The 14,060-nt window shown below is 73.6% G+C and carries 16 protein-coding genes and 1 pseudogene; 3 read left to right on the top strand and 14 right to left on the bottom strand.

Going from position 1 to position 14,060, the window contains the following annotated elements:
- Positions 1-95 precede the first annotated feature (95 nt).
- The 3 genes from groES to ACLIN4_RS21395 form a co-directional block, all read right to left on the bottom strand.
- Entirely contained in the window at positions 96-404 is a 309-nt protein-coding gene (gene groES, locus ACLIN4_RS21405; RefSeq protein WP_019329594.1) for a co-chaperone GroES, read from the bottom strand.
- A 245-nt stretch (positions 405-649) separates the two neighbouring features.
- The gene (locus ACLIN4_RS21400; protein WP_269958166.1) at positions 650-1,369 is read right to left on the bottom strand and encodes a polysaccharide deacetylase family protein; all 720 of its coding nucleotides are present in this window, start codon (positions 1,367-1,369) and stop codon (positions 650-652) included.
- Complete coding sequence (locus ACLIN4_RS21395) at positions 1,366-2,307, bottom strand: polysaccharide deacetylase family protein (protein ID WP_289906002.1); 942 nt, start codon at positions 2,305-2,307, stop codon at positions 1,366-1,368. The genes ACLIN4_RS21400 and ACLIN4_RS21395 overlap by 4 nt, the downstream gene beginning before the upstream one ends.
- Before the next feature lie 90 nt (positions 2,308-2,397).
- Here ACLIN4_RS21395 and ACLIN4_RS21390 point away from each other — a divergent pair, with 90 nt between their 5' ends.
- Positions 2,398-3,573 carry a THUMP-like domain-containing protein gene (locus tag ACLIN4_RS21390; protein WP_411576119.1) on the top strand — a complete coding sequence of 392 codons (1,176 nt, stop codon included), beginning with the start codon at positions 2,398-2,400 and terminating at the stop codon, positions 3,571-3,573.
- Here the strand turns inward: ACLIN4_RS21390 and ACLIN4_RS21385 are convergent.
- The 4 genes from ACLIN4_RS21385 to ACLIN4_RS21370 all read right to left on the bottom strand — a co-directional run bounded on the left by ACLIN4_RS21385 (position 3,570) and on the right by ACLIN4_RS21370 (position 7,646).
- Positions 3,570-4,856, bottom strand: coding sequence for an RNA polymerase sigma factor (locus tag ACLIN4_RS21385; RefSeq protein WP_382052171.1), 1,287 nt, complete (start codon positions 4,854-4,856; stop codon positions 3,570-3,572). The genes ACLIN4_RS21390 and ACLIN4_RS21385 overlap by 4 nt on opposite strands.
- 46 nt (positions 4,857-4,902) lie before the next feature.
- On the bottom strand, positions 4,903-5,259 hold the full coding sequence (locus ACLIN4_RS21380; protein ID WP_107478883.1) for a YciI family protein: 357 nt from the start codon (positions 5,257-5,259) through the stop codon (positions 4,903-4,905).
- Between the two features lie 121 nt (positions 5,260-5,380).
- On the bottom strand, positions 5,381-6,418 hold the full coding sequence (locus ACLIN4_RS21375; protein ID WP_411576118.1) for an LCP family protein: 1,038 nt from the start codon (positions 6,416-6,418) through the stop codon (positions 5,381-5,383).
- A gap of 175 nt (positions 6,419-6,593) precedes the next feature.
- Positions 6,594-7,646, bottom strand: coding sequence for a LacI family DNA-binding transcriptional regulator (locus ACLIN4_RS21370; protein ID WP_100049630.1), 1,053 nt, complete (start codon positions 7,644-7,646; stop codon positions 6,594-6,596).
- 425 nt (positions 7,647-8,071) lie between these two features.
- On the opposite strand from ACLIN4_RS21370, the gene ACLIN4_RS21365 reads away from it, so the two are divergent.
- Positions 8,072-8,590 (top strand): hypothetical protein, encoded by a 519-nt coding sequence (locus ACLIN4_RS21365; protein WP_411576117.1) that lies wholly within the window; start codon positions 8,072-8,074, stop codon positions 8,588-8,590.
- Here the strand turns inward: ACLIN4_RS21365 and ACLIN4_RS21360 are convergent.
- Genes ACLIN4_RS21360 through tsaB form a run of 4 tightly spaced genes read right to left on the bottom strand, consistent with a single transcriptional unit; the run spans position 8,541 to position 11,074 of the window.
- On the bottom strand, positions 8,541-8,798 hold the full coding sequence (locus tag ACLIN4_RS21360) for a hypothetical protein (protein WP_100049632.1): 258 nt from the start codon (positions 8,796-8,798) through the stop codon (positions 8,541-8,543). The genes ACLIN4_RS21365 and ACLIN4_RS21360 overlap by 50 nt on opposite strands.
- Positions 8,795-9,898 carry a tRNA (adenosine(37)-N6)-threonylcarbamoyltransferase complex transferase subunit TsaD gene (gene tsaD / locus ACLIN4_RS21355; protein WP_100049633.1) on the bottom strand — a complete coding sequence of 368 codons (1,104 nt, stop codon included), beginning with the start codon at positions 9,896-9,898 and terminating at the stop codon, positions 8,795-8,797. The genes ACLIN4_RS21360 and tsaD overlap by 4 nt, the downstream gene beginning before the upstream one ends.
- The gene (gene rimI, locus ACLIN4_RS21350; RefSeq protein ID WP_411576768.1) at positions 9,891-10,376 is read right to left on the bottom strand and encodes a ribosomal protein S18-alanine N-acetyltransferase; all 486 of its coding nucleotides are present in this window, start codon (positions 10,374-10,376) and stop codon (positions 9,891-9,893) included. Before rimI ends, tsaD begins: the two co-directional genes overlap by 8 nt.
- Before the next feature lie 44 nt (positions 10,377-10,420).
- Complete coding sequence (tsaB, locus tag ACLIN4_RS21345) at positions 10,421-11,074, bottom strand: tRNA (adenosine(37)-N6)-threonylcarbamoyltransferase complex dimerization subunit type 1 TsaB (protein ID WP_107480424.1); 654 nt, start codon at positions 11,072-11,074, stop codon at positions 10,421-10,423.
- A 212-nt stretch (positions 11,075-11,286) separates the two neighbouring features.
- On the opposite strand from tsaB, the gene ACLIN4_RS21340 reads away from it, so the two are divergent.
- Entirely contained in the window at positions 11,287-11,841 is a 555-nt protein-coding gene (locus tag ACLIN4_RS21340; protein ID WP_107480423.1) for a hypothetical protein, read from the top strand.
- Between the two features lie 50 nt (positions 11,842-11,891).
- Here ACLIN4_RS21340 and ACLIN4_RS21335 read toward each other — a convergent pair whose 3' ends face one another.
- The 3 genes and pseudogenes from ACLIN4_RS21335 to ACLIN4_RS21325 all read right to left on the bottom strand — a co-directional run.
- Positions 11,892-12,050, bottom strand: a complete 159-nt coding sequence (locus tag ACLIN4_RS21335) for a hypothetical protein (RefSeq protein ID WP_179342810.1) — start codon at positions 12,048-12,050, stop codon at positions 11,892-11,894.
- A 145-nt stretch (positions 12,051-12,195) separates the two neighbouring features.
- The gene (gene tsaE / locus ACLIN4_RS21330) at positions 12,196-12,729 is read right to left on the bottom strand and encodes a tRNA (adenosine(37)-N6)-threonylcarbamoyltransferase complex ATPase subunit type 1 TsaE (RefSeq protein WP_107489179.1); all 534 of its coding nucleotides are present in this window, start codon (positions 12,727-12,729) and stop codon (positions 12,196-12,198) included.
- Positions 12,698-14,002, bottom strand: a pseudogene (locus tag ACLIN4_RS21325) (alpha/beta fold hydrolase); the annotation flags it as partial. The pseudogene ACLIN4_RS21325 and the gene tsaE, both read right to left, overlap by 32 nt.
- Between the last annotated feature and the right edge of the window lie 58 nt (positions 14,003-14,060).

The following is a 14,060-nucleotide window of genomic DNA, read 5'->3' as shown; positions in this document are numbered from 1 at the left end:
TCTTGGGGTTATACGGCAACTGCGCCCCCGACGCCCGGCTTTTTAAGGTCGCGGGAGCCAGGGGCGCAGCTGGAAAGCAAGGTGCTTCGGGTGAACTACTTCTCGACGATCGCGAGCACGTCGCGGGCCGAGAGGACGAGGTACTCCTCGCCGTTGTACTTCACCTCGGTGCCGCCGTACTTGCTGTAGAGCACGACGTCGCCGACGCTGACGTCGAGCGGAAGACGGTTGCCGTCCTCGAAGCGGCCCGGGCCCACGGCCAGGACGACGCCCTCCTGGGGCTTCTCCTTGGCGGTGTCCGGAATGACCAGGCCCGAAGCCGTGGTCTGCTCGGCGTCGAGCGGCTGGACCACGATGCGGTCCTCGAGCGGCTTGATGGCAACCTTGGAGCTGGCGGTCGTCACGATCCGACCTCCCCCTTCGGAGATCTCACGGGGTTAACTGTCTGAGGTGGCGACCAGGTCGATCCGTCGTCGCGGGTGCCGGACCTGCCCGTCGCTGTGTTGGCACTCTCCAGGGGGGAGTGCCAGACCCGAGACTATGACCGCGATTAGCACTCGGTCAAGCGGAGTGCCAATGCCGACGGCGCGTCGGCGGGGTTTCGTCCGAACGCCGGTCCGTGGAGGCGCCCCGCGCCGGCGCCGGGAAGTCAGAGGTAGTCCCCCAGCCGCCCCACCCGCAGCCCCTGCTCCTCGATCGTCTCCAGCAGGGCCTCCGTGCGCGCGCTCAGGCCCGTGCCCGTCGGGTGGTCCGGGTCGACGGCCACGATGTCGCCGGGGTGCAGGCGGTGGTCGCCGCGGGTGTAGGTGAGGCCGCCGTCGGCGCTCAGGGCCGCCCGCCACAGCACGACGGCCGTGATGCCGCAGTCGGCGGCGGCGCGCAGGGTGGTGGTGTCGTACGTGCCGTAGGGCGGGCGGAAGAGGTGGGAGCGGACGCCGAAGCGGGACCTGAGCTTGGTCTGCTGGCCGCAGATCTCGGCGCGCTGGCCGGCGTAGGGCAGACCGCGCAGGGAGCGGTGGTCGAGGGTGTGGTTGTGCAGGCTCGCGCCGACCGAGCGCAGCCGGGCGAAGTGGCCGTACGCCGGTCCGGCGACCGTGTCGGTGAGGAACAGGGTGACCGGGAGGCGGTGCGCGCGGACGAAGTCGGCGAAGTGCGGGTCGCGCTCGGCGCTGTCGTCGAAGGTGAGGAAGACGACCGGGTCGGTGGTGCGGACGTGGTCCACGACGGGCGGCAGGCTCTGCCCCCGGTCGCTGCCCTGGGCGGGCTCCCCGCCCGCCGGAGGCTGCGCGGACCCGGCGAACTGGGCGCATCCGGTGAGCAGTACGGCGGCCAGGGCGGCCCCGGCCGGCCGCAGCCGCCCCCGCCTCACAGGTAGTCCTCCAGCCGGGCCACGGCGTATCCCTCGGCGGTGACCTTGTCGAGGAACTCGCGGACCATGTCGCGCATGGTGCCGCCCCAGTCGCCCTCGCCCCGGAAGTGGGTGAGCACGATGTCGCCGGGATGGATCTCCCGGTCCCACTCGCGGTAGTCCCAGTGGTCGGCGAAGACCTCCTCGTTCCAGATGGGGGCGTACTCGATGCCGCATGCCTTGGCGGCGCGCAGGGTGTCGCGGTTGTAGTTGCCGTAGGGAGGGCGGAAGACGGTCGGGCGCTTGCCGTAGCGCTTCTCGATCACGTCCTGCATGCCGCAGATCTCGCGCTTCTGCTCGGAGTAGGACAGGCCCGGCAGGTAGGGGTGGTTCAGGGTGTGGTTGTTGAGGGTGACGCCGCGGTCCTGCATCTCCTTGAAGTAGCCGTAGTCCTCCTTGACCAGGTAGTCACTGAGGAAGGCCGTGTACGGGATCTTCAGCTCGCTCATCATCCGCAGGAACGCCGGGTCCTTCTCGGCGCCGTCGTCGATGGTGAGGAAGACGATCTTCTCCTTGGTGGGGATCGAGGTGAAGACCGGCGGGAGGTTCGCCTGGCCGGTCACCTCGAAGCCGTCGCGGGTCTTGATCTCCGGCTTCTTCGCGGGGGGCGGCGGGGCGGCCAGCGGGACCTTCTTCAGCTTCCAGCGCTCGGCGGCGGCGACCCGGGCGGCGTGCACCGCGCCCAGCTTGGACGCGTAGGCGTCCAGGGCGCGGGCCGGGGGCGCCTGGAGGGGCTGCCGGCCGGCGGCGCCGCGCACCTCGGAGGCGTCCTGCGCACAGCCGGAGGCGAGGGCGGCGACGGCGAGGACGGCGACGCCGCCGCGCGTCCGGAGCCTCGCGGACGGCGCCCGATACGCCCTGAACACCCGGCTCTTGTCATTTTGTACGACTACTCGCATGGTGCGGGATCCTCGCAGTCCCCGGACCCCGAACCCGGCCCGACACCGCACCGGAGGCACACCATCCACCGACTGGCCCACAATGTTCCGGTGAACGACCTCGACGCCCTCCTCGCCCTGCTCACCCCCGAGGGCCGCGCCCTCCTCGACGAGGTGCGCGACACCGACCCGGCACGGGAGCTGGCGGTCGCGACCCGGTTGCGGCGCACGCACCCCGCGGAGCTGGTCTCGGCGGCGCTCGGGCAGGCGCGGCTGCGGCAGCAGGCGGTGGCGAAGTTCGGGGCCGAGGACGCCGGGCGGATGCTCTTCACGCCCAACGGGGTCGAGCAGTCGACGCGGGCGAGCGTGGCGGCGTACCGGGCGGAGCGCCTCAAGGACCTGGGCGTGACCTCCGTCGCCGACCTGTGCTGCGGGATCGGCGGCGACGCGGTGGCGCTGGCCCGCGCGGGCATCCGGGTGCTGGCGGTCGACCGGGATCCGGCGACGGCCGCGGCGGCCCGTGCCAACGCCGAGGCGCTGGGGCTGGGCGAGCTGATCGAGGTGCGCGAGGCGGATGTGACGGAGGTGGACACGGGCGGGTACGACGCCGTGTTCGTCGATCCCGCGCGGCGGGGCGGACGAGGCCGGATCTTCGATCCGGAGGCGTACTCGCCGCCGCTGTCCTGGGCCGTCGAGGCCGCCCGCAAGGCTCCGCTCGGCGCCGCGCTGAAGGTCGCACCGGGCATTCCGCACGAGGCGGTGCCCGAGGACGCCGAGGCCGAGTGGATCTCCGACGGCGGGGACGTGAAGGAGGCGGTGCTGTGGTTCGGCACCGCGCCGGGGGCGGTGCGGGCCACGCTGCTGCCGGGCCCCCGCACCCTGCTCGGCACCGGCCTGCCCGACCCGGAGGTCCGCGCGCCCGGCCGGTACCTGTACGAGCCGGACGGCGCCGTCGTCCGCGCCCATCTGGTCGCCGAGGTCGCCGAGCAGGTCGACGGCGGGCTGCTGGACGCGACGATCGCGTACGTCACCTCGGACGAACTGCGGCCGACGTCCTACGCCACGGCGTACGAGATCACCGACCGGATGCCGTTCAACGTCAAGAAGCTGAAGGCGCTGCTGAGGGAGCGCGAGGTCGGCACCCTGACGGTGAAGAAGCGCGGCTCGGCGGTCGAGCCGGAGGAACTGCGGCGGAAGGTAAAGCCGCAGGGGCCGAACGCGGCGACCGTGTTCATGACCCGGGTGGCGGGGGCGCCGACGATGCTGATCGGGCACCCCGTCCGCTAGGCGGTGTCCGTCTCCCGCACCCGGCGCAACAGGAGCACGCGTTCGCGTTCGTTGCGGGCCAGGGACGCGGCCCGTTCGAACTCCGTGCGGGCCTCGGCCCCGCGGCCCAGGCGGAGCAGGAGGTCGCCGCGGACGCTGGGGAGCAGGTGGTAGTCGCGCAGGGCGGGTTCCTCGGCGAGGGCGTCCACGAGGGCGAGCGCCGGGGCCGGGCCCTCGGCCATCGACACGGCGACCGCGCGGTTGAGTTCGACGACCGGTGACGGGGCGCGGGCCGCGAGCAGGCCGTAGAGCGCGGCGATGCGCGGCCAGTCGGTCTCCTCGTACGTGTACGCCGTCGCGTGGCAGGCGGCGATCGCGGCCTGGAGGACGTACGGGCCGGGCACGCCGGAGGTCCTGGTGGCGTGGGCGTGGTCGAGGGCGGTGACGCCGCGGGTGATGAGCAGGCGGTTCCAGCGGCGGCGGTTCTGGTCCTCGAGCAGGACCGGAGTGCCGTCGGGGCCGGTGCGGGCGGCGGTGCGGGACGCCTGGAACTCCAGCAGGGCGGTCAGGCCGTGGACCTCGGGCTCCTTCGGCATCAGGGCGGACAGTACGCGGGCCAGGCGCAGGGCGTCCTCGCACAGGCCGGGGCGGAGCCAGTCGTCGCCGGCGGTGGCGGCGTAGCCCTCGTTGAAGATCAGATAGATGACCTCCAGGACCGAGCCGAGGCGGGCCGCGCGGTCCGGGCCGTAGGGCACCTCGAAGGCGATGTTCTTGCGGGCCAGGGTGCGTTTGGCGCGCACGATGCGCTGCGCGACCGTCGGTTCCGGGACGAGGAAGGCGCGGGCGATCTCGGGGGTGGTCAGGCCGCCGAGCAGGCGGAGGGTGAGGGCGATGCGGGCCTCGGCGGGCAGCACCGGGTGGCAGGCGGTGAAGACCAGGCGCAGCAGGTCGTCGTCGATGTCCTCCGGGTCGGCGGGCTCCTCGGGCGGCGGCGTGGCGGCGGGCAGAGCGCGGGTGATCTCCGCGAGCTTGCGGGCGTAGTTCTCGCGGCGCCGGATCAGGTCGACGGCGCGGCGCCGGGCGGAGGCCATGAGCCAGGCGCCCGGATTGTCGGGCACGCCGTCCCGGGGCCACTGTTCCAGGGCCGCGACCATCGCGTCCTGCGTGAGTTCCTCGGCGATGCCGACGTCCCGGACCAGGCGGGCGACGCCGGCGATGACGCGCGGGGACTCCAGGCGGAAGACCGTCTCGATGGCCTCTGCGGGCTCGGGGGCACCGGCGGGCTCGGTGGGCTGTGGTTCCACAGCCCACCATGCAACAGCCCTGGGGCCTACGGCGCAAAGCGCGGGCTCAGCCCTCCATCAGCTCCCGCACCTCGCAGGTCACCGTCCAGTGCTCCTCGTGCACCTTGAGGAAGCGCTTGGTCCACTCGACCGCCTCCGCCTTGTCCTTCGCCTGGAGGAGCGAGTAGCCGCCGATGACCTCCTTGGACTCGGTGAACGGCCCGTCGGTGACGGACAGCTGCCCGCCCTCGTAGTGGACGCGGGTGCCCTGGGCGGTCGGGGTCAGCCCGGCGGTGTCGAGCAGGACGCCGGCCTTCGTCATCTCCTCCATCAGCCTCTCCATGCGCTGCACCAGCTCGGGGCTGGGGCCGCCGGAGAGGGCGTCGTTCTCCTCGATCCGGATCAGCGACAGGAAGCGGGGCATGGTGACTCCTCGGGTGGGTCGGGGGCCGGGTCCGTCCCGGCCTCTCACCCGTGCGTCGAACGGGCGGGGCGTGGATCGACAGCTGCCCCGGGCTTTTTTCGGATTTCCTCCGGGACTTCTCTCAGCGCAGCGATTCCCACAGCTCACCGGCGTCCGGCTCCAGGGCCACCACCCGGTTGACGTCCCAGGGGGCCGGTACGACGGGCATCGTGACGGTGCGTACGTCGTCCGCCGACAGGTCGCCCAGGCTGCGGCCGAGGCTCGTCAGCTCGCCCAGCGAGTCCAGGCCGGTGTCGGTGGTGAGGCTGCCGGTGACCGCGTCGGCGACCTGGTAGAGCCGGGTGGGGTCGGTGAGCAGGTCGGTGCCGGAGATCTGCTCCAGCAGGGCCTTGACCAGCTTGTGCTGGAGTTCTATGCGGGCGAGGTCGCTGCGGCCCTCCAGGCCGTACCGGGTGCGGGCGAGGCCCAGGGCTTCGGTGCCGTCGAGGTGGTGGGTGCCGGCGTCCAGGTGCAGGTGGCTCTTGTCGTCGTCGATGTCCACGTCCGTGGTGACCGTGACCCCGCCGAGCGCGTCGACCAGCTCGGCGAAACCGGCGAAGTCGATCTCCATGTAGTGGTCCATGCGGACACCGGTCATCGACTCGACGGTCTTGACCGCGCAGACCGGCCCGCCCAGCGCGTAGGCGGTGTTAAACATGGCGCCGCTCGCCTCCCGGGTCGAACCGCCGGACGGCAGCGGGCAGGAAGGACGGTCGACGAGCGTGTCGCGGGGGATGCTGACGACGGTGGCGGCGGTCCGGCCGGCGTCGAGGTGGACGACCATCGCCGTGTCCGAGCGGGCGCCCTCGCTGTCGCCGCCGCCGAGTTCCCGGTTCTCCTCGCCGCCGCGCGAGTCGGAGCCGAGGACCAGGATGTTCAGGGCGCCGGTGGGCACCGGGGACGCGGAGGACGAGGCGGAGGGGACGGTGACCGGCCTCGCCGGGCGGTCGTCGCCGAGCGCGCCGTCAATGTCGACGCTCTTGATGTTGTCGTTGAGGTGCCAGTAGGCCCAGCCCGCCGCGGCGGCCCCGAGCAGCAGGGCACCGACCAGGGCGAGACCGGCGGCCCGCAGCCCTTTCGACCGCCCGCTCGTCCCACCCGGCCCGCCCCGCCCCGCCATGCGTCCGCCCCCGCTCGTGCCGGTCCCATTCGCGTCCCCACCCGAATGCCCTATCGACAGGAACATACGTCTGAATTGTTGAAAGCAGGAACAGGCGGGACGGCATTCTGCGGGAATTCTCAGACTTCGAAGCCCGTCGAATGTTTCGGTGAGGGGCGGTGGCCGGCCCCGGGCGTCAGGCCGTCGGAGGCGCCGCCGTGCTGCTGCGCACCTCCAGGCTGGTGGCCAGCTCCACCCGGGTCGCCGCCGCCGAGCCGTCGTCGCGCCCGAGGTCCAGGACCAGCCGGGCCGCCGCCTCGGCCATCTCCATCAGCGGCTGCCGTACGGTCGTCAGCGGCGGGCCCACCCAGCGCGCCACCGGCAGGTCGTCGAACCCGACCACGCTCAGGTCCTGCGGGATGCGCAGCCCCAGCTCGCGCGCGGCCTCGTACAGTCCGAGCGCCTGGAGGTCGTTGCCGGCGAAGACGGCGGTCGGCCGGTCGGGGCGGCGCAGCAGCTCCAGGCCCTGGCGGTAGCCGGCCTCGTGGTGGAAGTCCCCGGTGACGATCAGGCCCGGGTCGACCGGCAGCCCGGCCGTCTCCAGGGCGGCCCGGTAGCCGTCGACGCGGGCGCGGCTGCACATCATCCGGGTGGGTCCGCTGATCGCGCCGATGCGGGTGTGGCCGAGGTCGACCAGGTGCCGGGTGGCGGCGAGTCCGCCCTGCCAGTTGGTGGCGCCGATGGAGGGCACGTCGGCGCCCGGGTCACCGGCCGGGTCCATCACCACGAACGGGATGGAGCGGCTGGTGAGCAGGGCCCGCTGGGACTCGTCGAGGCCGGACAGGACGAGGATCACGCCGTGCGGGCGGCGGGCGGCGACCTGGTCGGCCCAGCTGCGGCCGGGGGTGAGGCGTCCCGCGCTCTCCGAGAGCACGACGCTGAGCCCCGCGTCCCGCGCCACGTTCTCCACCCCGCGGATGACCTCCATCGCCCAGGCACTCTCCAGCTCGTGGAAGACCAGGTCGATCAGGGGCGAGCGGGTCGCCTCGGCCCGCCTGCGCCGGTAGCCGTGGGTGCGCAGCAGTTCCTCCACGCGGGAGCGGGTCGCGGGGGCGACGTCGGCGCGGCCGTTGAGGACCTTCGAAACAGTCGGCGCCGACACACCGGCCTCGCGCGCGATCTCGGCGAGGGTCGCGGTCTGCGCGGGGCGCCTCTGCGTCCGGGTTTCGGCGGGCTGCGGGGATGTCATGGTGGCGATCGTAACCCTGCGGGCCCTTGCGACGTACCCCCCGGACGGCCGGGGATCACCGGAACATTCGCCCCATGCGTCGAAACGTTCGACATCCGGGTGGCCCCGGGTGTCCGGCTGTCGGCGTCCGGATCGGAACCCGGCGTGGGGTGAGGCCGACGGGGCGGCCTTCCCGTTCACGCCGGCCCCTCGGTGTTCACCGGCTGTTCGGGCACGAGCGGGTGGTCCGGCCGGAGAGCTGAGACTACGGTCGGCGGGGCCCGGCGCGCGCGTGCGCCGCACGGGGCCGTGCGGCAGCTCGGAAGCGGATGGACCGGCGGCCGTACTGCGACACAAAAGACACACTGGGACGCAGGGCACGCACTGCGACACAGGGGACGCCGACGGCCCGAGGCCGCCGCGCCGGGCGCACGGGGGGGCGCGCGATGGACCGGATCCTGTACCACGAGACGAGAGCCACCGGAGCGGCGCTGGCCGCCACCGCCGTCTGCGCGGTGGCGGGTGGCGCCGTGCACGGGTTCGACCCGTTGCCCGCGGGAGACGCAGGCAGGTTCCCCTTGTGGTTGCTCGGGCTCGTGGTGCTGTCGGTGCTCGTGGAACTGGTCGTGGAGGTACGGCGTTTCCGCAAGGCCGTTCCCCTGGCCGGCGGCGTGGAACCGCCGCCGGACGAGCCGCTGCGCGAGCGCCTCTTCCTCCCGGGCCTCTTCGCCTTCATGGCCGTGCCGACACTGGTGGCGGCCCTCGTGTGGGGGACGTGGCCCGCGCTGTTCCCGCTGGCGTCCGCCGCTCACTGGGGGACGCAGGCCCTGCTCGTCACCGTCTGGGAGCGCCGGAACGGCAGGCTGCTGTGGCGGAAGCCCACGATGGGCGACGTGGGCCTCGCGACCTCCCCGCTCAGTCCGCGGCCACCGACTCGAACCGCCACCGGTGCACCGCCCGGGTGACCAGACCGGCGTCCGGCTCCGGCAGTTCCGGCAGCTCGGCGTCGTAGGCGGCGTCCCACCAGGTGATGACGAGGACCCGGTCCTGCGGGGCACGCAGGGTCTCCCGGCGGACCGGGGCGTCGGCGAGCGTCTGTGCCCGCGCCCAGGCGAGCAGTTCCTCGCCCCGGCCGGGCACCGCCCGCGCCTCCCACATCAGCGCGACGGTCACGAGTACAGGTTCTCCTTGCTGACCTCGTGCACGTGGTCGTGGCCGTGCGTGTGCCCCAGCCCCGGCACGTGCGGGTCGGTCACCGGCAGCGACGAGTCGGCCGACAGGTCCCAGTCGGAGGCGGCCCGGTTCCGGGCGACCATCTCGGCGCCGAGCGCGGCCACCATCGCGCCGTTGTCCGTGCACAGCTTGGGACGCGGCACGCGCAGCCGGATGCCGGCCGCCTCGCAGCGCTCCTGGGCGAGCGCCCGCAGCCGGGAGTTGGCGGCCACGCCGCCGCCGATCATCAGGTGGTCGACGCCCTGGTCCTTGCAGGCCCGCACGGCCTTGCGGGTGAGCACGTCCACGACCGCCTCCTGGAAGGACGCCGACACGTCGCGCACCGGCACCTCCTCCCCCGCCGCCCGCTTGGCCTCGATCCAGCGGGCCACGGCCGTCTTCAGGCCGGAGAAGGAGAAGTCGTACGCCGGGTCGCGCGGGCCGGTGAGGCCGCGCGGGAAGGCGATCGCGTTCGGGTCGCCCTCGCGGGCGTAGCGGTCGATGACCGGGCCGCCGGGGAAGCCCAGATTCAGCACGCGGGCGATCTTGTCGAAGGCCTCGCCGGCCGCGTCGTCGATGGTGGCGCCCATCGGGCGGACGTCGGAGGTGATGTCGGAGGAGAGCAGAAGCGACGAGTGGCCGCCGGAGACCAGCAGGGCCATCGTCGGTTCGGGCAGCGGGCCGTGCTCCAGCTGGTCGACGCAGATGTGCGAGGCGAGGTGGTTGACGCCGTAGAGGGGCTTGCCGAGGGCGTAGGCGTACGCCTTGGCCGCCGAGACGCCGACCAGCAGGGCGCCCGCGAGGCCGGGACCGGCGGTGACCGCGATGCCGTCGAGGTCCCGCGCGCTCACCCCCGCCTCCTTCAGGGCGCGGTCGATGGTGGGGACCATGGCCTCCAGGTGGGCGCGGCTCGCCACCTCGGGGACGACGCCGCCGAAGCGGGCGTGCTCGTCGACGCTGGACGCGACGGCGTCGGCCAGCAGGGTGGTGCCCCGGACGACACCGACACCGGTCTCGTCGCAGGAGGTCTCGATCCCCAGGACCAGAGGTTCGTCAGGCATGGTTGTCGGTTCCTCGTTCGGTTCCCGGCAGGGAGGTGGAAGGGTCGGTCAGGCGCATCACCAGGGCGTCCACGTTCCCCGGCTGGTAGTAGCCGCGTCTGAAGCCGATGGGCTCGAAGCCGAAGCGCTCGTACAGCCGCTGGGCGCGGGTGTTGTCGACCCGGCACTCCAGCAGCACCTCGGTGCACTCGAAGGCGGTGGCCGCCCGCAGCAGCTCGGTCAGCAGCCGGGCGCCGAGGCCGGTGCCCCAGTGGTCGCGGGCGACGGCGATGGTCTGCACGTCGGCCTGCTCGCCGGAGGTGACCAGGCCCGCGTAGCCGACGACCCGTCCGTCCGTCTCGGCGACCACGTACCGCCGGGACGCGCCGGGGCCGCGCGCGTGGGCCAGCTCGGACCAGAACATGCCGCGCGACCAGGCGTCCTCCGGGAACAGCTCCCGTTCCATCAGCAGGACGGGGTCGATGTCCCACCAGCGCATCTCGCGCAGCACGACGGTCGCGGGCCCGGCAGTGGCTGACTCGGTCACTTGGGGGTGACCACCTTGTAGTTCTTGGGCACCTGGGCGTCGGGCCGGCGCAGGTACAGCGGCCGGGGCGCGGGCAGTTCCTCGCCCGCCGCGAGCTTCTCGGCGGCCAGGGACGCCAGGGCGGCGGCGGACACGTGCTCCGGCTCGTGCGCCTTCGGGAAGGTGTCCGGGTACAGCAGCGCGCCCGCGCCGACGGCCGGGAGCCCGGCGACCTGCTCGGCGATGTCGGCGGGGCGGTCCACCGCCGGGTCGGTGAGGCGGGTGCGGGAGTCGGCGTACCGGGCCCAGTAGACCTCCTTGCGGCGGGCGTCGGTCGCCACCACGAAGGGTCCCTCCAGGTCGGCGGCGTAGGCGAGGCCGTCCAGCGTGCACACGCCGTGCACGGGCACGCCGAGCGCGAGCCCGAAGGTGTCCGCGGTCATCAGGCCGACGCGCAGCCCGGTGTAGGGGCCGGGGCCGATGCCGGCGACGATGCCGGTGACGGCGTCGAGGCGCAGTCCGGCCTCGGCGAGCACGCGGTCGACGGCCGGCAGCAGCAGCTCACCGTGGCGGCGTGCGTCCACCTGGCTCGACGAGGCGATGACGTCCGTACCGTCGTGCAGCGCGACGGTCACGGCGGGCGTGGCGGTATCCAGAGCGAGCAAGAGCACGCAAACAGCCTACGGCGCCGCGGGGCCCGTGTCGGACGCCCGGTGGGCGGCGGACCGCGGGCGGCGGTGATGCGCGCCGGGACCGCGTCGGCGCGCGCACCCGTCGGCGGACCTCACCGTGTCGCGCAGCGCGGTCATACGGTCACGTACTGCTACCTTCGCCGGTGACGGACGCACGGACGCACGACGTACGACGACGAGGTGGTCGCCCAGTGGCAAGCAGCAGCGCCGGTGTCGTCGCCGGGCTCACGGCGGCGGCGCTGGCCACGATCGGGTACCTCGCCCACCAGGCGTCGGTCGCCGCCCCGCACGACCCCGGCCGGGCCCACGCGACCAGCTCGCCCGCCCCCGGCGCCTCCAAGGCCCCCCGCGACCGGCTGCATCCGGACGCCCTGCCCGCGGGGACCGGAAGGGGTGAACGGGTGGTGTACTCGGTGGACGACGACCGGGTGTGGCTGGTCGGCGCGGACAACCGGGTCCGGCGCACCTTCAGGGTCACGCCCAGCACGGTCGACCCGGCGCCGGGCACCTACGCGGTCACGTCCCGTTCCAACCGGGTCACCGGCTCCGACGGCATCCCGGTCGAGCACGTCGTGCGCTTCACCAGCGTCGACGGCGTGGTCATCGGGTTCAGCGCGGCCGTGGACGGCTCGATGGCGAAGCCCGACCCGGACGAGCGCACCGGCGGCATCCGGGAGACCCGGGCGGACGGCGACGCGATGTGGGAGTTCGCGACGATCGGGCAGCAGGTCGTCGTCGTTCGCTGAGTCCCGGAATCCGCCTCGGCGACCGCGAACTCAGGCGCTCTCCGGCGATCTCAGGCGGCCTCGCGGTGCTCCCGGACCGGTCGGCGGGTCTCCGGCTCGGGTGCGCGCGGCGGCGTCGAGATCGCCTTCGCGGCGGCGCAGGACGCGAGCAGGTCGTACATGGACACACGGGTGGGCGCGGGCCCCGGCTGCGGCTCGGTCTCGGACATGGACGCCTCCTGATGGTCGGGGGCGGGCGTGGTTAGGCATGCCTAACCACGAGCTGGATACCATGTGACCACGCGCAAGACCCGGAACGCAATATCTTGCCGACGTCTTGTCGGGACGACCCGCGAGCGGCGCGGGGCCCGCGGGTCAGACCGCGAGCACGCCCAGGTCGGCTGTGGTCCAGCGCTCGCCGATGCCCGTCAGCGTCACGTGCCGCACCTCGTCGGTGGTGTCGCCCACGGCCCGGTGGATCCGCACCTGCAACCGGTCGTCGGTCAGCTCCTCGACCTTGCCCTCGCCCCACTCCACGACGATCACCGAGTCGGGCAGCGAGACGTCGAGGTCGAGGTCCTCCATCTCGTCCAGACCGCCGGAGAGCCGGTAGGCGTCGACGTGGACGAGCGGCGGGCCGTCGCCGAGGGAGGGGTGCACGCGGGCGATCACGAAGGTCGGGGAGGTGACGGCGCCGCGCACGCCCATGCCCTCGCCGAGCCCGCGGGTCAGCGTCGTCTTGCCCGCGCCCAGCTCCCCGCTGAGCATCAGCAGGTCACCGGCGCGCAGCACTTTGGCGAGCCTGCGGCCCAGCTCCCGCATCTGCTCCGGGGAGGTGACGGTGATCTCGACGGCGGGGGTGGGCTCGGAGGGCCCGGCCGGGCCCTGCGGTGCTGCTGGTGCTTCCATAGGCATCCACGGTAGCCGCTGCCGGCGCGACGGCCCGCCCGAGCCGCCGCCCTCACACGACCGCGCCGCGCGCCGCCTCCTGCGCTCGTGCGAGCAGGTCGGCGAGCCGGTCGGTGACCAGTTCCGGATGCTCCAGCATCACCAGGTGCCCCGCGTCGGGCACCAGCACCAGTTCGGCGTCCGGCAGCAGGTCGGCGATCGCCTCGCTGTGCTCGCTCGGCGTCACCAGGTCCCGCACCCCGGCCAGCACGAGCACGGGCAGGTCGGCGAAGCGGGCGAGGGCCCCGGTCTTGTCGTGGTCGTTGAAGGCCGGGTAGTACTCGGCCACCACGTCGATCGGCGTCGACTCGATCATCCGCTCGGCGAACCGCGCCACGGCCGGGTCGACGTCCCGGGACGCGAACGAGTACCGCTTGATGATCCCGGCGAACAGGTCCGCCGTCGCCCGCCGCCCCTTCTCCACCAGCTCGGCCCGCTGCCCCAGCGCCTTCAGCACGCCCGGCAGCACCCGCCGCACCGCGTTGACACCGGCCACGGGCAGCCCGAAGTTCACCTCGCCGAGCCGCCCGGAGGACGTGCCGACCAGGGCGACGCCGACGACCCGCTCGCGGATCAGGTCGGGGAACGCGTCGGCCAGGGCCATCACGGTCATGCCGCCCATGGAGTGCCCGACCAGCACGATCGGGCCCTCGGGGGCGGCCGCGTCGATGACGGCCTTCAGGTCGCGGCCCAGCTCGTCGATGGTGACCGGCCGGTCGTCCCGCACCTGGGCCACGCCCCGCCCGGACCGGCCGTGGCTGCGCTGGTCCCAGTGCACGGTGCGGACGACGCCCCTGAGGGCCGCCCGCTGGAAGTGCCAGGAGTCCTGGTTGAGGCAGTACCCGTGGCTGAAGACGACGGTCACGGGGGCGGGCTCCTTGCGGCCGAACAGCCGCCGGCGGCGCCGGGTGAGCGCGGACTCCGTCTCCGGCTCGACGTCGTCGACCTCGTAGTACAGCTCGGTGCCGTCGTCGGCGTACGCCCTGCCGGGGGTGCCGCGCAGTCCGCCGTAGGGCCCCGCCGAGTCGAGGGCGAGCCGCGCCTTCTGGCGCATGCCGCGGCCGACGGTCAGCCGCTCTATCGCCACGCCCGCCGCGGCACCCGCCGCGACCACGCCTATCGCGACGCCTGCGATGCCGGTCGCCCGGCGCCAGCCGCCGGCGGCGGCCTCGGTGGCGGCCTCCGTGGCGGAGACGACGGCCGACGCGACGGCCTCCGCGTTGCTCTCGCTCACGTACACCGCTCCTCTTCGCCGGGCCCGCCGGGCTGCCGTGCGGATACCCGCTGGTCGT

Origin of the sequence: Streptomyces mutabilis (genome assembly GCF_046628145.1) — a bacterium.
Taxonomy (GTDB): Bacteria; Actinomycetota; Actinomycetes; order Streptomycetales; family Streptomycetaceae; genus Streptomyces; species Streptomyces mutabilis.
Note: the sequence above shows the minus strand (reverse complement) of the source record. Positions and strands in the feature narration are given on the sequence as shown.